The sequence below is a fragment of the Pseudomonas sp. GCEP-101 genome (assembly GCF_025133575.1).
GTDB classification, from domain to species: domain Bacteria; phylum Pseudomonadota; class Gammaproteobacteria; order Pseudomonadales; family Pseudomonadaceae; genus Pseudomonas; species Pseudomonas nitroreducens_B.
In genome coordinates this window covers 4,531,224-4,547,272 of the sequence record NZ_CP104011.1, presented here as the reverse complement: position 1 = coordinate 4,547,272, position 16,049 = coordinate 4,531,224, and the positions used below count along the sequence as shown (strand labels likewise).

The window sequence follows — 16,049 nt, the reverse complement described above, 5'->3', positions numbered from 1 at the left end:
TGCCTCGCCAGACAGGCCCGCCCGCGGGCCTTTTGAGGAGTGCACATGATCCGAGACCCAGAAACGCTGCAGATACTTCTGGATTCCATCCACCAGTTCGTCGGCGAAGTGCTGATCCCGCGGGAAAACGAGGTCGCCGAGACCGATGCCATCCCCCAGGACATCATCGAGCAGATGCGCGAGATGGGCCTGTTCGGCCTGACCATCCCCGAAGAGTTCGGCGGCCTGGGCGTGACCATGGAAGAAGAGGTGAACATCACCTTCGAACTCGGCCGCACCTCCCCCGCCTTCCGCTCCTACATCGGCACCAACAACGGCATCGGCTCCATCGGCATCCTCATCGACGGCACGCCGGAGCAGAAAGCCCACTACCTGCCCAAGCTCGCCAGCGGCGAACTGCTCGGCGCCTTCTGCCTGACCGAGCCGGACTCGGGCTCCGACGCCGCCTCGCTGAAGACCAGCGCCGTGCGCGACGGCGACTTCTACGTGCTCAACGGCACCAAGCGCTTCATCACCAACGCCCCGCATGCCGGCATCTACACCGTGATGGCGCGCACCAACCCGGCGATCAAGGGTTCCGGCGGCATCAGTGCGTTCATCGTCGAGCGCGGCACGCCGGGTATTTCCCTGGGCAAGCCGGACCACAAGATGGGCCAGAAAGGCGCGCACACCAGCGACGTGATCTTCGACAACGTGCGCATCCCCGCCAGCCAACTCATCGGCGGCGTCGAGGGCGTCGGCTTCAAGACCGCCATGAAGGTGCTCGACAAGGGCCGGCTGCACATCGCCGCGCTGAGCGTCGGCGCCGCCGAGCGCATGCTCGCCGACGCGCTGCAGTACGCCCTGGAGCGCAAGCAGTTCGGCCAGCCGATTGCCGAATTCCAGCTGATCCAGGCGATGCTCGCCGACAGCAAGGCCGAGATCTACGCCGCCCGCTGCATGGTGCTGGACGCCGCGCGCAAGCGCGACGAGGGCCGCAACGTCAGCACCGAAGCCTCCTGCGCGAAGATGTTCGCCACCGAGATGTGCGGCCGCGTCGCCGACCGCTGCGTGCAGATCCACGGCGGCGCCGGCTACGTCAGCGAATACGCCATCGAGCGCTTCTACCGCGACGTCCGCCTGTTCCGACTCTACGAGGGCACCACCCAGATCCAGCAGGTGATCATCGCTCGCAACATGATTCGCGAAGCCCAGTCCGGACCCCCACGGGGCGGGCGCAGGGCCACTCCCCCACGCCCGCCAGCAGGATTCGTACGCACGCTTACCGAGGGCCGGTCTACCGGCCCGCCAACAACTACAACAGGTAATTCGTTCATGGAAAACACTGCTTCCGCCACGGCGGCGACAACCGCCACACAGAGCAAGACCTGGATACTGGTCTTCGCCTTCTGCTTCCTCGGTCTGCTGATCGACGGCGCGGACCTCATGCTGCTCTCCTACAGCCTCACCAGCCTCAAGGCCGAGTTCGGCCTGAGCAACCTCCAGGCCGGCAGCCTGGGCAGCGTCACCCTGGCCGGCATGGCCTTCGGCGGCATCTACGGCGGCTGGGCCTGCGACCGCTTCGGCCGGGTCAGGACGGTGGCCTGGACCATCGTGCTGTTCTCCGTCGGCACCGCCGTCCTCGGGCTGACCCATAACTACTGGCAGTTCGCCGCCGCGCGCTTCGTCGCCTCGCTGGGCCTGGGCGCACTGTACGTCGCCTGCAACACGCTGATGGCCGAATACGTACCGACCAAGTACCGCACCACGGTGCTGGGCACCCTGCAGGCCGGCTGGTCGGTCGGCTACATCGTCGCCACCCTGCTGGCCGGCTGGATCCTGCCGGATCACGGCTGGCGCTACCTGTTCTACATCGCCATCATCCCGGTGGTGCTGGCCGTGGCCATGCGCAAGCTGATCCCCGAGCCCGCCGCCTGGGTCCAGGCGCAGGCCGAACGCCAGCAGCGCAAGGCCGCCGCTCCGTCGAGCCAGCCCGCCGCGCCCCGGCAGAACGCCTTCCGGCAGATCTTCAGCGACCCGCAGGCCAGCCGCATGTTCCTGTTCTGGGCGCTGACCGCCGGCTTCCTGCAGTTCGGCTACTACGGCGTGAACAACTGGATGCCGTCGTACCTGGAAACCGAGATGGGCATGAACTTCAAGGCGATGACCGCCTACCTGGTCGGCACCTACGCGGCGATGATCCTCGGCAAGGTACTGGCCGGCATTGCCGCCGACTGGTTCGGCCGCCGCACGGTGTTCTCCTTCGGCGCCCTGGGCACCGCAGTGTTCCTGCCGGTGATCGTGCTGTTCCACAGCCCGGAGAACATTCTCTGGATGCTGGTGGTGTTCGGCTTCCTCTACGGCATCCCCTACGGCGTCAACGCGACCTACATGACCGAGAGCTTCGCCGCCGCCTTCCGCGGCACGGCAGTGGGCGGCGCCTACAACATCGGGCGCATCGGCGCGGCCATCGCCCCGGCGGTGATCGGCTTCCTCGCCACCCAGATGTCCATCGGCGTGGGCTTCCTGGTGATGGGCGCGGCGTACTTCATATGCGGCGTGATCCCCGCCCTGCTGATCCGCGACAAGCAGTTCGACCCCCAGCAGGAGTGACCTGAAGGCCGCTCCAACGCCTGCGAAAACGCCCGGTGCCGTGCACCGGGCGTTTTGCTTTGCGCGCAGGAGCCGCCGCCGCCATGAATCGCAGGCAAAAAAAAGCCCCGCCGAAGCGGGGCTCTTTCGTCAGCGATGTCGATTAGACAGCGCGAACTTGTTCAGCTTGCGGGCCTTTCTGGCCGGCAGTCACAACGAAGCTGACCTTCTGGCCTTCGTCGAGGGACTTGTAGCCGTTGCCTTCGATTTGACGGAAGTGAACGAATACGTCCGGGCCGCTTTCCGGGGTGATGAAGCCGAAGCCCTTCTCAGCGTTGAACCACTTGACGATGCCGTTTTGACGATCGGACATGATGTTGTCTCCTAAAAGAATGCTAAAGGCCGGCCGAATGCCGACCGGCGATGAGCTGAATGCGTAGTGAAGAGGTGCCGAGGAGATGGAGCATCTTGTAGAAGAACATCAAGTCGCGGAACTCGTTACTGGGCAGGCAGCCCATGCAGAATACAAGTTTTGGCGGCGATTCATAGTTTTTTTTCACGTGCCGTGGTGATTTTGACAAATGGTCGAGCAATCTCGGCGTAATTGGCAAAAGACGTGTAGGCTGGCGGGGCCGGTTTGGCGCCCCAACGCATAGGTGATTTCATGACGGATTCACAGCTGATTCGCGAACGTTCGGAGCTCGATGAGAAGATTGCCGCCTTCCTCTCCCAGGGTGGCGAAATCCAGGAAATTCCCGTGGGCCAGTTGGCTGTGAAGGTCGAGCGGAAGTCGCAATGGGCGAAGTCCGAGGGCAAGAAGCCTGCGCCCTAGCCTTCGAAGGCTCAGAGAAAACCCCGCCCAGGCGGGGTTTTTCGTTTCACGGGCAGAACGGCGGGCGCCGATGCGCCCTGTAAGAGCGGGCCCTACCCTCGATCACGCCCGAGCGAGTTCGCGAGCCAGCTCGCTCCTACAGCCAGCGCCGGGCTCCGCAGTGTTTTCGTAGGAGCGAGCTAGCTCGCGAACAGTGTCAACCGCGCGCTCAATGGCCCAGGTAATGATTCGACAACCAGTTCAGCGCCCTGCCCGGCCGGGTCAGCGCGTCGATGAAGCTCGGCCCCCAGAAACGGATATCGTTGGCCTCCAGCACCGCATACATGTCGCGGTAGCGGGCCTGGCGCTCCTTGAGCGGCATGCGCAGGGCCTGGTGCATGGCGTCGGCCAGGGCGTCGCGGTCATGAGGATTGACGATCAGCGCGCCGCCCAACTCGGCGGCGGCACCCGCGAACTGGGAAAGGATGAGCACGCCGGGGTCGTCCGGGTCCTGGGCGGCGACGAACTCCTTGGCAACCAGGTTCATGCCATCGCGCAGCGGCGTCACCAGGCCAATCCGTGCGTGGCGCATGACCATGGCGATGTCGGCACGGTGGTGATTGCGCGCCACGTAGCGCAGCGGCACCCAGGACACCGCGCCGAAACGCCCGTTGATATGCCCTACCCGCGCGCTGACGGCCGCATCGATGTCGACGTACTCCGGAATATCCTGGCGGCTGCCCGGTGAAATCTGCAGGCAGGTGACGCGGTTGTGCCAGCCCGGGTTGCGCTCCAGGAAGCGCTCGTAGCCGTCCAGCCGATTGACGATGCCCTTGGAGTAATCCAGGCGGTCCACCCCCACCATCAGCGCCCGGCCGCCGAGGCTCTCGCGCAGGTCCTGGGCGGCCTGGCTCTGCGCCGCCTCTTCGGCGAGCCGGCGGAACCCGGCGGCATCCACCCCCACCGGGAACACACCGACGCGAAATTGCTGGTCTTCCAGGTGATAGCGCCGGCCATCGGGCGTCGCCGCGCCCACCACGCGGGTCAGGTAGCGCGCGAAGTTGCTGGCGTCGTTCTCGGTCTGGAAGCCGATCAGGTTGTATTGGGTCAACGCGCGGATCAGTTCGTCATGGTGCGGCAGCGCGGTAATGAGGTCGGCCGGCGGCATCGGGATGTGCAGGAAGAAGCCGATGCGGTTGCCGTGCCCACGCTGCCTGAGCGCGGATGCCAGGGGAATCAGGTGGTAATCGTGGACCCAGAGGACGTCGTCCTCCTCCAGCAGCGGGCTCAGGCGCTCGGCGAAGAACTCGTTGACCCGCTGGTACCCGCCGAACTCGGCCTCGTTGCACTCGGCCAGGTCCACCCGGTAATGCAGGATCGGCCAGAGTACGCGGTTGGCGAAGCCGTTGTAGTACTCTTCGAAGTCCTGCGGGTGCAGGTCGGTGAGGATGTACTGCAGGTTATCGCGCTGGACCACCGTCGGCGGCCCCGGCTCCTCGGCCTTCTCGCCGCTCCAGCCGAACCAGATGCCTTCGCGGTGGCGCATCGCCGCCTCCACGGCCACGGCAAGGCCGCCGGGGGCCGGGCCGTTCTCGTCGGGGATCGCGACCCGGTTGGAAATCACCACGAGGCGCGGCATGGACCGTCCTCCCAGCCGATGGACAGGCGCATGGCGGAGTTGATCAGCCCGGTCATGGAGTAGGTCTGCGGGATGTTCCCCCACAGCTCCCCGGTGTGCGGATGCAGGTCCTCGGACAGCAGACCGTAGCGGATGCGCGCGGAGCGAAGTCGGTGATGCGCACCGCGCCGCCGTTGTCGTCGCGCAACACGGTGGTGATGATCGCGGTGTTGCGCTGGTACTCGGAGGCGCTGCTGACCTGGTTCTCCAGCACCAGGTCGGCAAAACCCTTCTCGTCGTCGCCGGCCAGCAACCGGGAAAATACCGGATCGCTGTCGAAGTTCGGGTAGCGCCACCACACCAGGCGCGCCTGCGGGTTGACCAGGGCGGCCACCCGGCAGTTGCCGATCAGGCCCAGTTCCAACGCACCGTCGTGCCGGTTCGTCATCGGTGAATTCCTCCTGCTTGCATCAATGCGTCTCGGACCTGCTCCGCGTCGCTGAACACCGCGCTGGCGCCGGGCAAGGCGCGCCCGACCGACAGGCCCAGGCCGCCCAGGGTGGGCATCAGCGCGATGGCGGGCTCGTCGGTGACGTCGTCGCCGATGTACAGCGGCAGGCGCCCGGCAAAAGCCGGCGTGCCCAGCAGCCGCTGGATCGCCTGCGCCTTGTCGACGCCTTCGGAAACGACTTCGTAGACCTGCTTGCCGTTGAGCAAGCGCAACCCGGTGCCTTCCGGCGCGTGCAGCAGGGTTTGCACGGCCTCGCGCAGCGCGGTGGCCAGGTCGGGGGCGGCGCGGTAGTGAAGCGCCACGCTGGTGCCTTTGTCCTCGATCTGGATGCCGACATGCCGCTGCGCCAGCGCGTTCAACTGCAGCCGCAGGTTGGCGGGCAGATCGGGGGTGGTGCAGCGCAGCGGGCTGTCGCCGCGCTCGCGCCAGTGGGCGCCGTGGCCGCCGCTGGCGGCGAGACGCACGGGTTGCAGGAGCCGGTCGAGTTCCTCGACCGGGCGGCCGCTGATCAGGGCCAGGGCACCGTCGAGACTGCGCTGCAACTGGGCGAGCGCGTCGAGCAAGCCGGGCGGTACGACGACCGCATCCGGCGAGTCGGCGATGTCCAGAAGGGTTCCGTCGACATCCAGGAACAGGGCGGTCTGCTGAGGTCGGCTGAGCCAGAGGTTCAGCAGCGCCGTGGCTGAGGCCTCGCTTTGCGGGACCATGGCGGTGTCGACAGGCCCCCGTGATGTGGGACGTGACATGAGCCATTTCTCCATGTTCAGGGCGTGCCGCAGCGCCGTGGGAAGCCACTGCGGACGTGAAAGGGAGCCCGAGGACCCTAACACGTGGGACAACAGGGATCGACCTTGGGTTTCACCGGCGTGCGCCGTGGAGAACCCGCAGGCCAGAGCGGGCGGGCGCGCGGGACATCAAGCGAGGAAGCAGAAAAATATTCGCACAAAAGAACGACGCCGCCCGCCGGGTTCGGCGGGCGGCGTGGGCAGAGCGTCCCGATTACAGGACCAGGTGCCCCGTCCACAGGCCGAGCAGCCCGGCCAGGGCCATGCCGACCACGACCAGGCACACGCCCCATTCAACGGCGCTGAGTTTCGCCCGCTGTTCGCGTTTGCCCAGGATGAACAGCGGCAGGCCAACGGCCCAGACCACCGCGGCCAGCAGCACGTATTTCAGGCCGGCGCCGTAGAGCATGAACAGCACGAAGCACACGGCGAAGGCCGACAGCGCCATCTCGCGATAACGGCCATGGGCCTTGGCGCCTTCATAGCCGCGCCCGTTGCAGGCGCACTGGAAGGAATACATCGACGACAGCAGGTACGGGATCAGCGCCAGCGAGGTGGAGAACGACAGCAGCGCGAGGTAGCCGGCATGGCTGAAACCGGCCACCAGCATCATCGCCTGGGCGATCCCGGTGGTCAGCCACATAGCGTTGCGCGGCGCGCCATTGGCGTTGAGGCAGCCGAGCCAACGGGTGGAGCTGTGGCCGCGGCCGGAGAGCATGACTTCCTCGGCGCTCAGCGCGACCCAGGCGATCAGCGCACCGACCACCGAGACGATCAGGCAGATGTTGATCAGCATGCCGCCCCAGGGCCCGACCATGGCAGCCATGAGCCCCGCCATGGAGGGCTGGTGCAACTGGGTGATCTGCGCCGCCGGCAGGATGCCCAGCGCCAGCACCGAGGTGCCCACCAGCAGCAGCGAGACGATGATCGCCCCGAGGGTCGACGCCTTGGCCACGTCGGAGAGTTTGCGCGCACGGGTGGCGTAGATGGTGCCGGACTCCAGGCCGATCAGCGTCCACATGGCGGCCAGCAGCACCGTCTTGCTCTGCTCGAAGATCGACGTGCCATGGCTCTGGCCGCGGAAATCGGTGAGGAACACGCGGCTGTCGAAGTGGTAGAGCGCAAGGCCCAGGAACAGCACGATGGGCACCACCTTGGCGACGGTGGCGATGTTGTTCACCGTGGTGCTGGTTTTCACACCGCGCAACACCAGCCCGTTGATCACCCACAGCAGCGCCGAGGCGGCGAATATGGCGGGCCAGGTGGTGCCGTCACCGAACCAGGAGAAGATCCCGAAGGCGCCCAGCGCACTGAAGATCACCACCAGGTAGGAGGCGTTGCCGATGGCGTCGCCGGCACCATGGCCGTAGGCGCCGATGAAGCCGCCGATATGCCCGAAGCCGGCCTTCGACCAACCGTAGATGCCGTCGTCGATGTCCGGCTGGCGCAGGGTGAGGTTACGGTAGACCGACACCAGCGCGAGCATGCCGAAGGCCACGATGGCCCAGCCGCAGAGGATACCCAGCGCGCCTGCGCCGCCGGTGAGCGTGGCGGGCAAGGCGAAGATGCCGGAGCCGATGGCGCTGCCGACGATCAGTGAGGTCAGGCCGAACAGACCGACTTTTCCGTCGCCCGTCCCGCCTTCCACGTGACGAAGATGTTTCATGATTCGACTCCTTCCGAAATGGCCCTGGCGGGTCGGTGATTCCGTTGTAATCCCGGGCTGTCGGAAGGAAGCTGACCTGAGGCAGACGAGAACCTGTCCGACCCTCGAACTTGTTCGAGCTTTCTCTCCAGGCTATTGACGGGTCGCGATACCGGTTGGGTGGGCACAGCGCTGAAGAGGCGGATTTATCTGACAAACGAACTGGAATCCTCCTCATCACAGGAAGGACAGCGTTTTCGAGAATGTGTCAGACCAATCCTCCTAGAGAACCAACCATGCCTCCGCTCTCCGCGCTCGTGCTCCAGGCGTCCGGCCTGCATCGTTCGACCGCTGTCACCGCGCTGCATCACCTGGGCTACAGCTTTCTTTCGGAGGTTTCCAGCAATGCCTACGCTCTGGACCGGCTGCGCAGCCAGGGCGGAGTGCACCTGCTGATCTGCGACGTGCGCATCGATCCGGTGGCACGCCTGGAGTTCCTTCAGACCGTCGCCCGCGAGCGCCTGGCCGACGGCGTAGTGGTCAGCGGGGAGATGGCCCCGGGCACCTGGAGCGCCCTCTCCCACCTCCTGCAATTGCAAGGCATGAAGGTGTTCTGGCTGGGCAACGACGCCGCCACCCTGGAGCGCCTGCGCGCGCTGCTCAGCGATTTCCAGCCTGCCGGCGCGCAGCTTGGCCTGCCGCTGGCGGAAACCGCCGCTGGCGAGGACGGCGAGCCCGCCGGCCTGCCGACACGGGGCAAGCTGCGCGCGTACCTGCAACCCAAGGTGCATGTCGCCACCGCTCAGGTGTATGGCTTCGAGGTACTTGCGCGCTGGCAGGGGGACGATGGTGCGGTCTTGCTGCCCGGCGACTTCCTGGCGGCCATGCGCCGAGCCGGCAAGCTCGACTCCATGCTGTTCGAGCTGATGGGCCAGGCGGTGGAGGCATTGCGCAATCAGGGCAACAACGAGCTGAAGCTGTCTTTCAACCTGGAGGCCGAGCAGGTCGCCCAGACCGACTTTGCCGCCGCGGTGGAGCGCAACCTGCGCACGCTGGACATGGACCCGCGGCGCATCACCTTCGAACTCACCGAATCCTCGCCGCTGCACGCCCCGCCGCTCAGCCTGGAGAACGTGCTGCGCCTGCGCCTGCTGGGTTGCGGCCTGGCCATCGACGACTACGGCTGCGGCCACTCCACCCTGCAACGCCTGATGGAACTGCCGTTCACCGAATTGAAGCTGGACCGCCATCTGGTCGCCGACGTGAACAACGGCGATCCGCGCCGCCTCGTCGTGCTGCGCAATGCCCTGGCGCTGGGCCGCGACCTGGGGCTGCGGGTGATCGCAGAAGGCGTGGAGAACGCCGCCCAATTGCGCCAATTGCAGCAACTGGAGTGCGATTGCGCCCAGGGCTTCCTGTTCGGCAAGCCAATGGACGCCAGCCAGGTGGGCCATTTCCTGCGCGGCGCGCCGCTGCGCCTGCAAAAGCTCGAAGCCGTGCAGGCCCTGCGTCCGGCGCAATAGCGCGGCGCAAAAGAAAACGGCTGTTACGGACTTCCTGTCCGCAACAGCCGTCTGGATTGTCCTCAGCAAAGGACGGCGCAATTGTAGGCCATTGGCCATCAGCGCGTCTTCCCAGTTCACCCGCATCAGCACCAAATACGTACAAACGCGTCAAACAGCCGCTCTTTCTGACGCCGATACCAGCGGATTCGCTGCACAATCGTCCCAATAGTGTCGGCTATACGACGGTCTGCCCTCGTTTCGGTCTCGCCGCACGTGATGACCGTCACGGCGCTTTGCCCTAGCCCACCGATGAACTGTCTGGTTACCATGCTCGGCCGCGCTGGATGCCAGGAAGGCACGCCTCAACAGGGATCGCCCCAGCGTCGCCCACTTTCATTTTTGGCAGCCGACATGCCCCAGACTTCTTCGCGCACGCCCCGTAGTCCGCTGTTCCGCTTTGCCCTGACCGGCACCAGCCTGGTCATCGCCGCCGCGCTGGCCTTCTTCGCCTGGCAGGACTTCTACCCGGTGCAGGCGGCCGATGGCTGGTCCGTCGAGGTCCTGCACAAGAACGTGGAAAAGGCCGCGTCGCTGGTGCCCCTGGCCGACGGTGGCCTGCTGGTCAGCCAGGAATTGAAAAAGGACAAGGGCAACATCCTGCGCATCGCCGCCGATGGCCAGCGGCGTATCATGGTGGACGGACTGACCAAACCCGACGGCATGATCGCGGCCCAGGGCGGCTGGGTGTTCAGCCAGGAGTCCGAGGGCCGGCCAGTGCAGTTGCTCAAGGACGGCAAGGTCACCGACCTGTTCATGGGCCAGTCCGTGCAGGGCCTGTGGGATGACGGCGCCAACCTCTACGCCATCGAGGACCGCCGCGAGGATGGCCGGCTGCTGCGCTACCGCTGGAGCGACGGCGAGCTGACGGTGCTGCGCGACAAGCTGCGGGAGACCGAATCCGTCACCCGCTGCACCGACGGCAAGCTGCTCTACACCGAGAAGAAGAAAGGCGTGGTGCACCAGTTCAGCGAGGACGGCAGCGACCCGGTGCTGCTCTCCGGCCTGAACCAGCCGACCTTCCTGATGTGCGACGCGCGCGGCCTGTGGATCAGCGAAGACTCCACCCATCGCGCGCGCCTGCTGCTGTGGAACGGCACGGGCGAGCCGCGCACCGTCCTGTCGTTCCTCAAGGCGCCGCAGGCCATCGTGGCCGACGGCAAGGGCGGCTACCTGCTCGCCGAAGGCGGCCGCGACCGTGTGCTGCGCCTCACCCCGGCGAACTGACGCCGCCGCGGGCCCTCGCCCCCACTACTCCGCCAGCCCCGGCATCACCAGGCCGGGGATCACCTCCACCAGCGCATCGATGGCCAGCCGGACCTTGCGCGGCAACTGGGTGGTCTGCAGCCAGGTGGCGTAGACGCCATAGAGGAAGCCTGGCTGCTGCGGCAGCAGTTCTTCCAGCTCGCCCGCCAGGATGGCGTCGCCCACCAGCCAGTACGGCTGCCAGGCCAGCCCCATGCCGCGCACCGTCGCATCGGCGATGGCCGCCAGGTCGTCGAAACGCAGCCGCGCGTTCGGCGCGAACTCCACCGGCGACTGCCCTTCGCGGGGAAACAGCCACGGGTTGATCCGCCCGGAACGGTGATAGACCAGCAACTGGTGCTCTGCCAGCTCCTCGATGCTGGCGGGCCTGCCGTGCTTCGCCAGGTACGCCGGCGCGGCGCACACCACCATGCGCTGCCGGCCGATACGGCGCGCAATCACCCCGGCCCGCGGCTCCGGCTCGCCGGTACGGATGGCCAGGTCGATCTGCTCTTCCGCCAGGTCGGTCAGCCGGTCGCTGAAGCGCAGGTCCAGTTCCAGGTGCGGATAACGCTGCGCCAACTCCAGCAGGACCGGCGCCACACAGCGTCGGCCGAAATGCACCGGCATGGCCACCCGCAGCCGTCCACGCGGCTCCGCCACCTCGCCGGCGGCGAGAACATCCGCCGCCTCGGCATCGGCCAGCAACGCGCGGCAGCGCTCGTAGTAGATCCGCCCGGCCTCGGTCAGGCTCTGCCGCCGAGTGCTGCGCTGCAGCAGCCGGACGCCCAGGCGCTCTTCGAGAAAGCGCACGTGCTTGCCCACCATGGGCGCGGACATTTCCAGGGCATCGGCGGCGGCCGCGAAGGACCCGAGGTCCACCGCGCGAACGAACACCGCCATGCTGGTGAGGCGATCCATTCGTAACTCCTGATTTCGACTAAGCGCTTCTATACGCCATTTATCCGCTTAATCCCATATCGGATAGTGCATTTACATCACATTAATTTCGTATAGGAGCTTCTAGATGGAAAATGTCACCGCACGGGCTGTTCGCTTTCACCAGATCGGCGGGCCGGACGTGCTGCGCATCGAACCCCTGGCGGTTCGCCAGCCCGGCCCGGACGAGGTGAGCATCCGGGTCAAGGCCCTGGGGCTGAACCGTGCCGAGGTGCTGCTGCGCACCGACCAATACATCGAGACCCCGCGCCTGCCCTCCGGCCTTGGCCTGGAGGCCACCGGCATCGTCGAGGCGGTGGGCAGTAACGTCAGGGACTTTGCCGAAGGGGATGCGGTGAGCGTGCTGCCGCCCACATCGATGCAGGAACAGCCCACCCACGCCGAGCATCTGGTGGTGCCGCAAGCGCGGCTGGTGAAGAACCCACCCGGCCAGGCCTGGAGCGACGCCGCCGCCACCTGGATGCAGTACCTCACCGCCTACGGTGCGCTGGTGCAGGTCGCCGCGTTGCACGCCGGCGACTTCGTGGTGATCACCGCCGCCTCCAGCAGCGTTGGCCTGGCGGCCATCCAGATTGCCCGGCGCGTAGGCGCCGTGCCGATCGCGGTGACCCGCGGTTCGGCGAAACGCGATGCGTTGCTGCAGGCGGGCGCCGCCGAAGTGATCGCCAGCGACGAGGAGGACCTGCGCGCGCGGCTGCTCGAGATCACCGGCAAGGTCGGCGCGCGGGTGGTGTTCGACCCGGTGGGCGGGCCGATCTTCGAGCCCCTGATCGCCGCCATGGCGGAGGGCGGCATACTCATCGAGTACGGCGGCCTGAGCCCCGAGCCGACGCCCTTCCCGCTGTTCGAGGTGCTGAGCCGCTCGCTGGTGTTGCGCGGCTACCGCGTCTACGAAGTGCTGGAAGACCCGGAACGCCTGCAAGCGGCCAAGGCATTCATCGTCGATGGGCTGGCGGACGGCTCGCTGCGCCCGGTCATCGCCCGCCGCTTCGCGTTCGAGGAGATCGTCGAGGCCTACCGCTACCTGGAATCCAACCAGCAGTTCGGCAAGGTGGTGGTCACCCTGTAGCCCCACCTCGCTCCGCCGCGCAGGTGGCAGCGGAGCCAGGGCGTCTTGGTAACCAGGGGCGGCACGCCGGGCGGGTTCGGCGTGCCAGGTCAGTTCAGCGTGGCCAGGTCGATGACGAAGCGGTAGCGCACGTCGGAGCGCTCCATGCGCTCGAAGGCGTGGTTGATCTCGTCCATGCGGATCATCTCGCACTCCGGCAGGATGTTCTTCTTCCCGCAGAAGTCGAGCATCTCCTGGGTTTCGGCGATGCCGCCGATGGGCGAGCCGGCGATACGGCGGCGGCCGAGCAACAGCGGAACACTGCTGAACTCGTCGATAGGGCCGACCTGCCCGACCATTACCAGGGTGCCGTCGATGTCCAGCAGGGGCATGTAGGGCTTCAGGTCGTGCCGCACCGGCACGGTGTCAATGATCAGGTCGAAGCTGTTGGCCGCCGCCTTCATCGCTCGCGTATCGGAGGACACCAGCAGCGCATCGGCGCCCAGTTCCTTGGCATCGCTGCGCTTGTCCTCGGTGCGGCTGAGCACGGTGACGGTGGCGCCCAGGCCGACGGCCAGCTTCACCGCCATGTGCCCCAGCCCGCCAAGCCCGACCACGCCTACGCGGCTGCCCGGCCCGACGTTCCAGGTGCGCAGCGGCGAATAGGTGGTGACGCCGGCACACAGCAGCGGCGCGGCGCGGCTCAGGTCCAGGCCGTCCGGCACGCGCAGGACGAATTCCTCGCGCACCACCAGGTGCTTGGAGTAGCCGCCCTGGGTCGCCTCGCGGGTGATGCGGTCCAGGCCATTGTAGGTCTGGGTGTTGCCCTGCCGGCAGAGTTGCTCTTCGCCCTTGCGGCACTGGTCGCACGCCTGGCACGAGTCCACCATGCAGCCCACCGCCACGGCGTCGCCGACCTGGTAGCGGGTGACCTTGGGCCCCACCGCGGTGACCCGGCCGACGATCTCGTGGCCCGGCACCATCGGATAGCGGCTGAAGCCCCAGTCGTTGCGCGCCTGGTGCAGGTCGGAGTGGCAGACGCCGCAGTAGAGGACATCCATCGCCACATCGTTGTCGCGCAGCGAGCGGCGCTCGAAGGTGAAGGGTGCGAGCGGGTCCTGCGGGTTCTGCGCAGCGTATCCAAGGGTTTTCATCAGTGGTGCTCCTTGATGCTTGAACGGGCCAGGGCGACGGCGTTGTTGCCTGTCCGGCCAGCGGGGAACCCTGAAGTAAAGCTCATTACGGAGGCTTCGCCGGGGATTGCTCGGCACCAGCGCCTTGGGAATGCAACGCCTGCGGGCAGCGTTTCGGCGGAACGGGCAAGCAGGCTCTGCTCTTGATTGGAGCGCAGGTTCCCCGTGGGCGGCCCGAGAGGAGGCGGATCGATCGCGGACGGAGTCCGCTCCTACCGGAAGCATCGCGCCGGAGGCCGGATCTATCCCCCCGCCCTGGCTGCTCGCCCCGCTCCGAAGGGCAAGAGAACTGGATCGGAGCCGGCTGAAACGGCGGCCTCAGCCTGCACGGTTGGCTCCCTCTCCCTTCAGGGAGAGGGCGGGGGAGAGGGCCCGCCCCCGGCGCAATGCTTCAGTTAGGAGCAATTGTCTTTCTCTGAAAGTCCGTGCTTGGGATTTTCCCTCTCCCTAACCCTCTCCCTGAAGGGAGAGGGGACTGTACCGTGCAGGTTGAAACCAGGATGTCAGCCGGCACGGGCGGCTCCCTCTCCCTTCGGAGCGGGGCGCGCAGCCAGAGCTAGGGAGAGGGAAAACCGCCAGTGCGAAGTTCAACAGCGGCTCCGACATAAAATCGCCCGCTTGAAGACACCTGGTATCGAATCGAAACCTTGACAGCCCGTGCCGATCTGCCCGATTGTTGCAGGTAGTTTTTGATCGACACAATCTACCCGCAAGAGCCTTGCCATGTGCCTGCCCGCCGTTTCCCTCGACGCCCTCCTCACCGGCCGCGCCGTGCCTTTCACCCGGCCCGGCTCGCGCAGCGCCATCGCCAAGCAGCCGCGCCAGTCGGCACTGGCGGTCACCACCCTGGGCCTGGAGAGCGACGAACAAGGCGACTTGCGCGTGCACGGCGGCGTGGAAAAGGCCATCCATCATTACCCCCGCGAGCACTATGCGGCGTGGATCGCCGAGTTGGGCGACCATCCGCTGCTGGGCCAACCCGGCGCCTTCGGCGAGAACTTCAGCACCACCGGCTGGACGGAAGCGGACCTCTGCCTGGGCGACCGCATCCGCGCCGGCACGGCGTTGCTGGAGGTGTCCCAGGGGCGCATGCCGTGCTGGAAGCTCAATGATCGTTTCGACGTCGCCCAGATGGCCCTGCGCGTGCAGGAATCAGGGCGCACCGGCTGGTACTACCGGGTACTGGAGCAAGGCACGGTGGCTGCCGGCGCGACACTGGAACTGATCGAGCGGCCCCATGCCGACTGGTCCCTGGAACGGCTGGGCGCCGTGCTGTTCGACAAACAGGTGGACGCCGCGGTGCTGCGCGACTGCCTGGAGCTGCCGCTGCCGCCGAACTGGCGCCGCACGCTGTCGCGGCGCCTGGAGAACGGCGCGGTGGAAGACTGGAGCCCGCGCCTGGACGGCAGCCCGAAGGCCTGACGCGGGACTCCAGGGCGTACGCCGGAACGTCCGCCGGCGCGCGGTGCAAGCCAATGGCAGTTGGCCACGGCCGAGCGCACCGGCCACTGGCGCTGCGGCGAGAATGCGCGACAATGGCGCTCATTCGCCCTCTTCCGCCTTGCCGCGAGCCTTCGACCATGAGCGACCTTTCCATCCAGCTGGTGCAGGCCGGCCCCGAGCATCAGGACCTGATCCGCAACCTCTACCAGTTCTACGCCTACGAGTCGTCGGACTGGGAAGACGAGGACGTGGAAGTGGACGGCCGTTTCTACATCCACGAGGAGCACCTGGCGCGCTACTGGAGCGAGCCGGAGTGGAGCGCCAACCTGATCCTGGCCGACGGCTTCATCGCCGGCTTTCTGCTGGTGGAAGGCAGCGAGCTGCCGGGCATCGACGCGCTGGAGCTGTCAGACCTGTTCGTGCTGAAGAAGTACCGTCGCCTCGGCATCGGCCGTGCCCTGGCCAACCAGGTGCTGCTGGACAATCCCGGCCCGTGGCTGGTGCGTTTCTACGCCCAGGACGAGGTGGCGGCGGCCTTCTGGAAAGCCGTTTTCGCCGACCTGCCGCGCCCGGTGCAGCGCATCGAGCCGGGGGACGATCCGCAGCTGGCGAGCTACCTGATCAGCCCGGCGACGCACTGAGCCGCTGTTCGTCACG

At 66.7% G+C, this 16,049-nt stretch carries 14 protein-coding genes and 1 pseudogene; 8 read left to right on the top strand and 7 right to left on the bottom strand.

Translation table 11 applies throughout. The features are described 5' to 3' along the window. Nucleotides 1–45 precede the first annotated feature (45 nt). A pseudogene (locus N0B71_RS20770) lies at nt 46–1,194 on the top strand (acyl-CoA dehydrogenase family protein); the annotation flags it as partial. A gap of 120 nt (nt 1,195–1,314) precedes the next feature. Continuing rightward, the gene (locus N0B71_RS20765; RefSeq protein ID WP_259759643.1) at nt 1,315–2,592 is read left to right on the top strand and encodes an MFS transporter; all 1,278 of its coding nucleotides are present in this window, start codon (nt 1,315–1,317) and stop codon (nt 2,590–2,592) included. Nucleotides 2,593–2,734: 142 nt separating this feature from the next. Here N0B71_RS20765 and N0B71_RS20760 read toward each other — a convergent pair whose 3' ends face one another. Next, nucleotides 2,735–2,944 (bottom strand): cold-shock protein, encoded by a 210-nt coding sequence (locus N0B71_RS20760; protein WP_017518411.1) that lies wholly within the window; start codon nt 2,942–2,944, stop codon nt 2,735–2,737. A gap of 291 nt (nt 2,945–3,235) precedes the next feature. On the opposite strand from N0B71_RS20760, the gene N0B71_RS20755 reads away from it, so the two are divergent. Continuing rightward, a complete protein-coding gene (locus N0B71_RS20755) occupies nt 3,236–3,403 on the top strand; it encodes a hypothetical protein (protein WP_184596138.1) in 168 nt (55 codons plus the stop codon). A 208-nt stretch (nt 3,404–3,611) separates the two neighbouring features. Here N0B71_RS20755 and otsA read toward each other — a convergent pair whose 3' ends face one another. From otsA to N0B71_RS20735, 4 genes are all read right to left on the bottom strand, one after another. After that, a complete protein-coding gene (gene otsA / locus N0B71_RS20750; protein WP_259754631.1) occupies nt 3,612–5,021 on the bottom strand; it encodes an alpha,alpha-trehalose-phosphate synthase (UDP-forming) in 1,410 nt (469 codons plus the stop codon). A 52-nt stretch (nt 5,022–5,073) separates the two neighbouring features. Continuing rightward, nucleotides 5,074–5,448: a trehalase-like domain-containing protein gene (locus N0B71_RS20745; protein WP_259754630.1), complete on the bottom strand. Its 375-nt coding sequence runs from the start codon at nt 5,446–5,448 to the stop codon at nt 5,074–5,076. After that, on the bottom strand, nt 5,445–6,257 hold the full coding sequence (otsB, locus tag N0B71_RS20740) for a trehalose-phosphatase (protein WP_259754628.1): 813 nt from the start codon (nt 6,255–6,257) through the stop codon (nt 5,445–5,447). Before otsB ends, N0B71_RS20745 begins: the two co-directional genes overlap by 4 nt. Nucleotides 6,258–6,510: 253 nt before the next feature. After that, nucleotides 6,511–7,962 (bottom strand): amino acid permease, encoded by a 1,452-nt coding sequence (locus tag N0B71_RS20735; protein ID WP_259754627.1) that lies wholly within the window; start codon nt 7,960–7,962, stop codon nt 6,511–6,513. A 275-nt stretch (nt 7,963–8,237) separates the two neighbouring features. On the opposite strand from N0B71_RS20735, the gene N0B71_RS20730 reads away from it, so the two are divergent. Beyond that, nucleotides 8,238–9,464: an EAL domain-containing response regulator gene (locus tag N0B71_RS20730; RefSeq protein ID WP_259754626.1), complete on the top strand. Its 1,227-nt coding sequence runs from the start codon at nt 8,238–8,240 to the stop codon at nt 9,462–9,464. Nucleotides 9,465–9,857: 393 nt separating this feature from the next. After that, entirely contained in the window at nt 9,858–10,730 is an 873-nt protein-coding gene (locus N0B71_RS20725; RefSeq protein ID WP_259754625.1) for a hypothetical protein, read from the top strand. A 24-nt stretch (nt 10,731–10,754) separates the two neighbouring features. Here the strand turns inward: N0B71_RS20725 and N0B71_RS20720 are convergent, their stop codons facing one another. Further along, complete coding sequence (locus N0B71_RS20720) at nt 10,755–11,669, bottom strand: LysR family transcriptional regulator (RefSeq protein WP_259754624.1); 915 nt, start codon at nt 11,667–11,669, stop codon at nt 10,755–10,757. A 106-nt stretch (nt 11,670–11,775) separates the two neighbouring features. Between N0B71_RS20720 and N0B71_RS20715 the strand changes: the two genes are divergently transcribed. Continuing rightward, entirely contained in the window at nt 11,776–12,777 is a 1,002-nt protein-coding gene (locus N0B71_RS20715) for a zinc-dependent alcohol dehydrogenase family protein (RefSeq protein ID WP_259754622.1), read from the top strand. Nucleotides 12,778–12,866: 89 nt separating this feature from the next. On the opposite strand, the gene N0B71_RS20710 is transcribed toward N0B71_RS20715, so the two are convergent. Then, entirely contained in the window at nt 12,867–13,910 is a 1,044-nt protein-coding gene (locus N0B71_RS20710) for an NAD(P)-dependent alcohol dehydrogenase (RefSeq protein WP_311197168.1), read from the bottom strand. Nucleotides 13,911–14,672: 762 nt separating this feature from the next. Between N0B71_RS20710 and N0B71_RS20705 the strand changes: the two genes are divergently transcribed. Beyond that, nucleotides 14,673–15,371, top strand: coding sequence for an MOSC domain-containing protein (locus tag N0B71_RS20705; protein ID WP_259754621.1), 699 nt, complete (start codon nt 14,673–14,675; stop codon nt 15,369–15,371). A gap of 158 nt (nt 15,372–15,529) precedes the next feature. Then, nucleotides 15,530–16,033 carry a GNAT family N-acetyltransferase gene (locus tag N0B71_RS20700; RefSeq protein ID WP_259754620.1) on the top strand — a complete coding sequence of 168 codons (504 nt, stop codon included), beginning with the start codon at nt 15,530–15,532 and terminating at the stop codon, nt 16,031–16,033. The last annotated feature ends 16 nt before the right edge of the window (nt 16,034–16,049 follow it).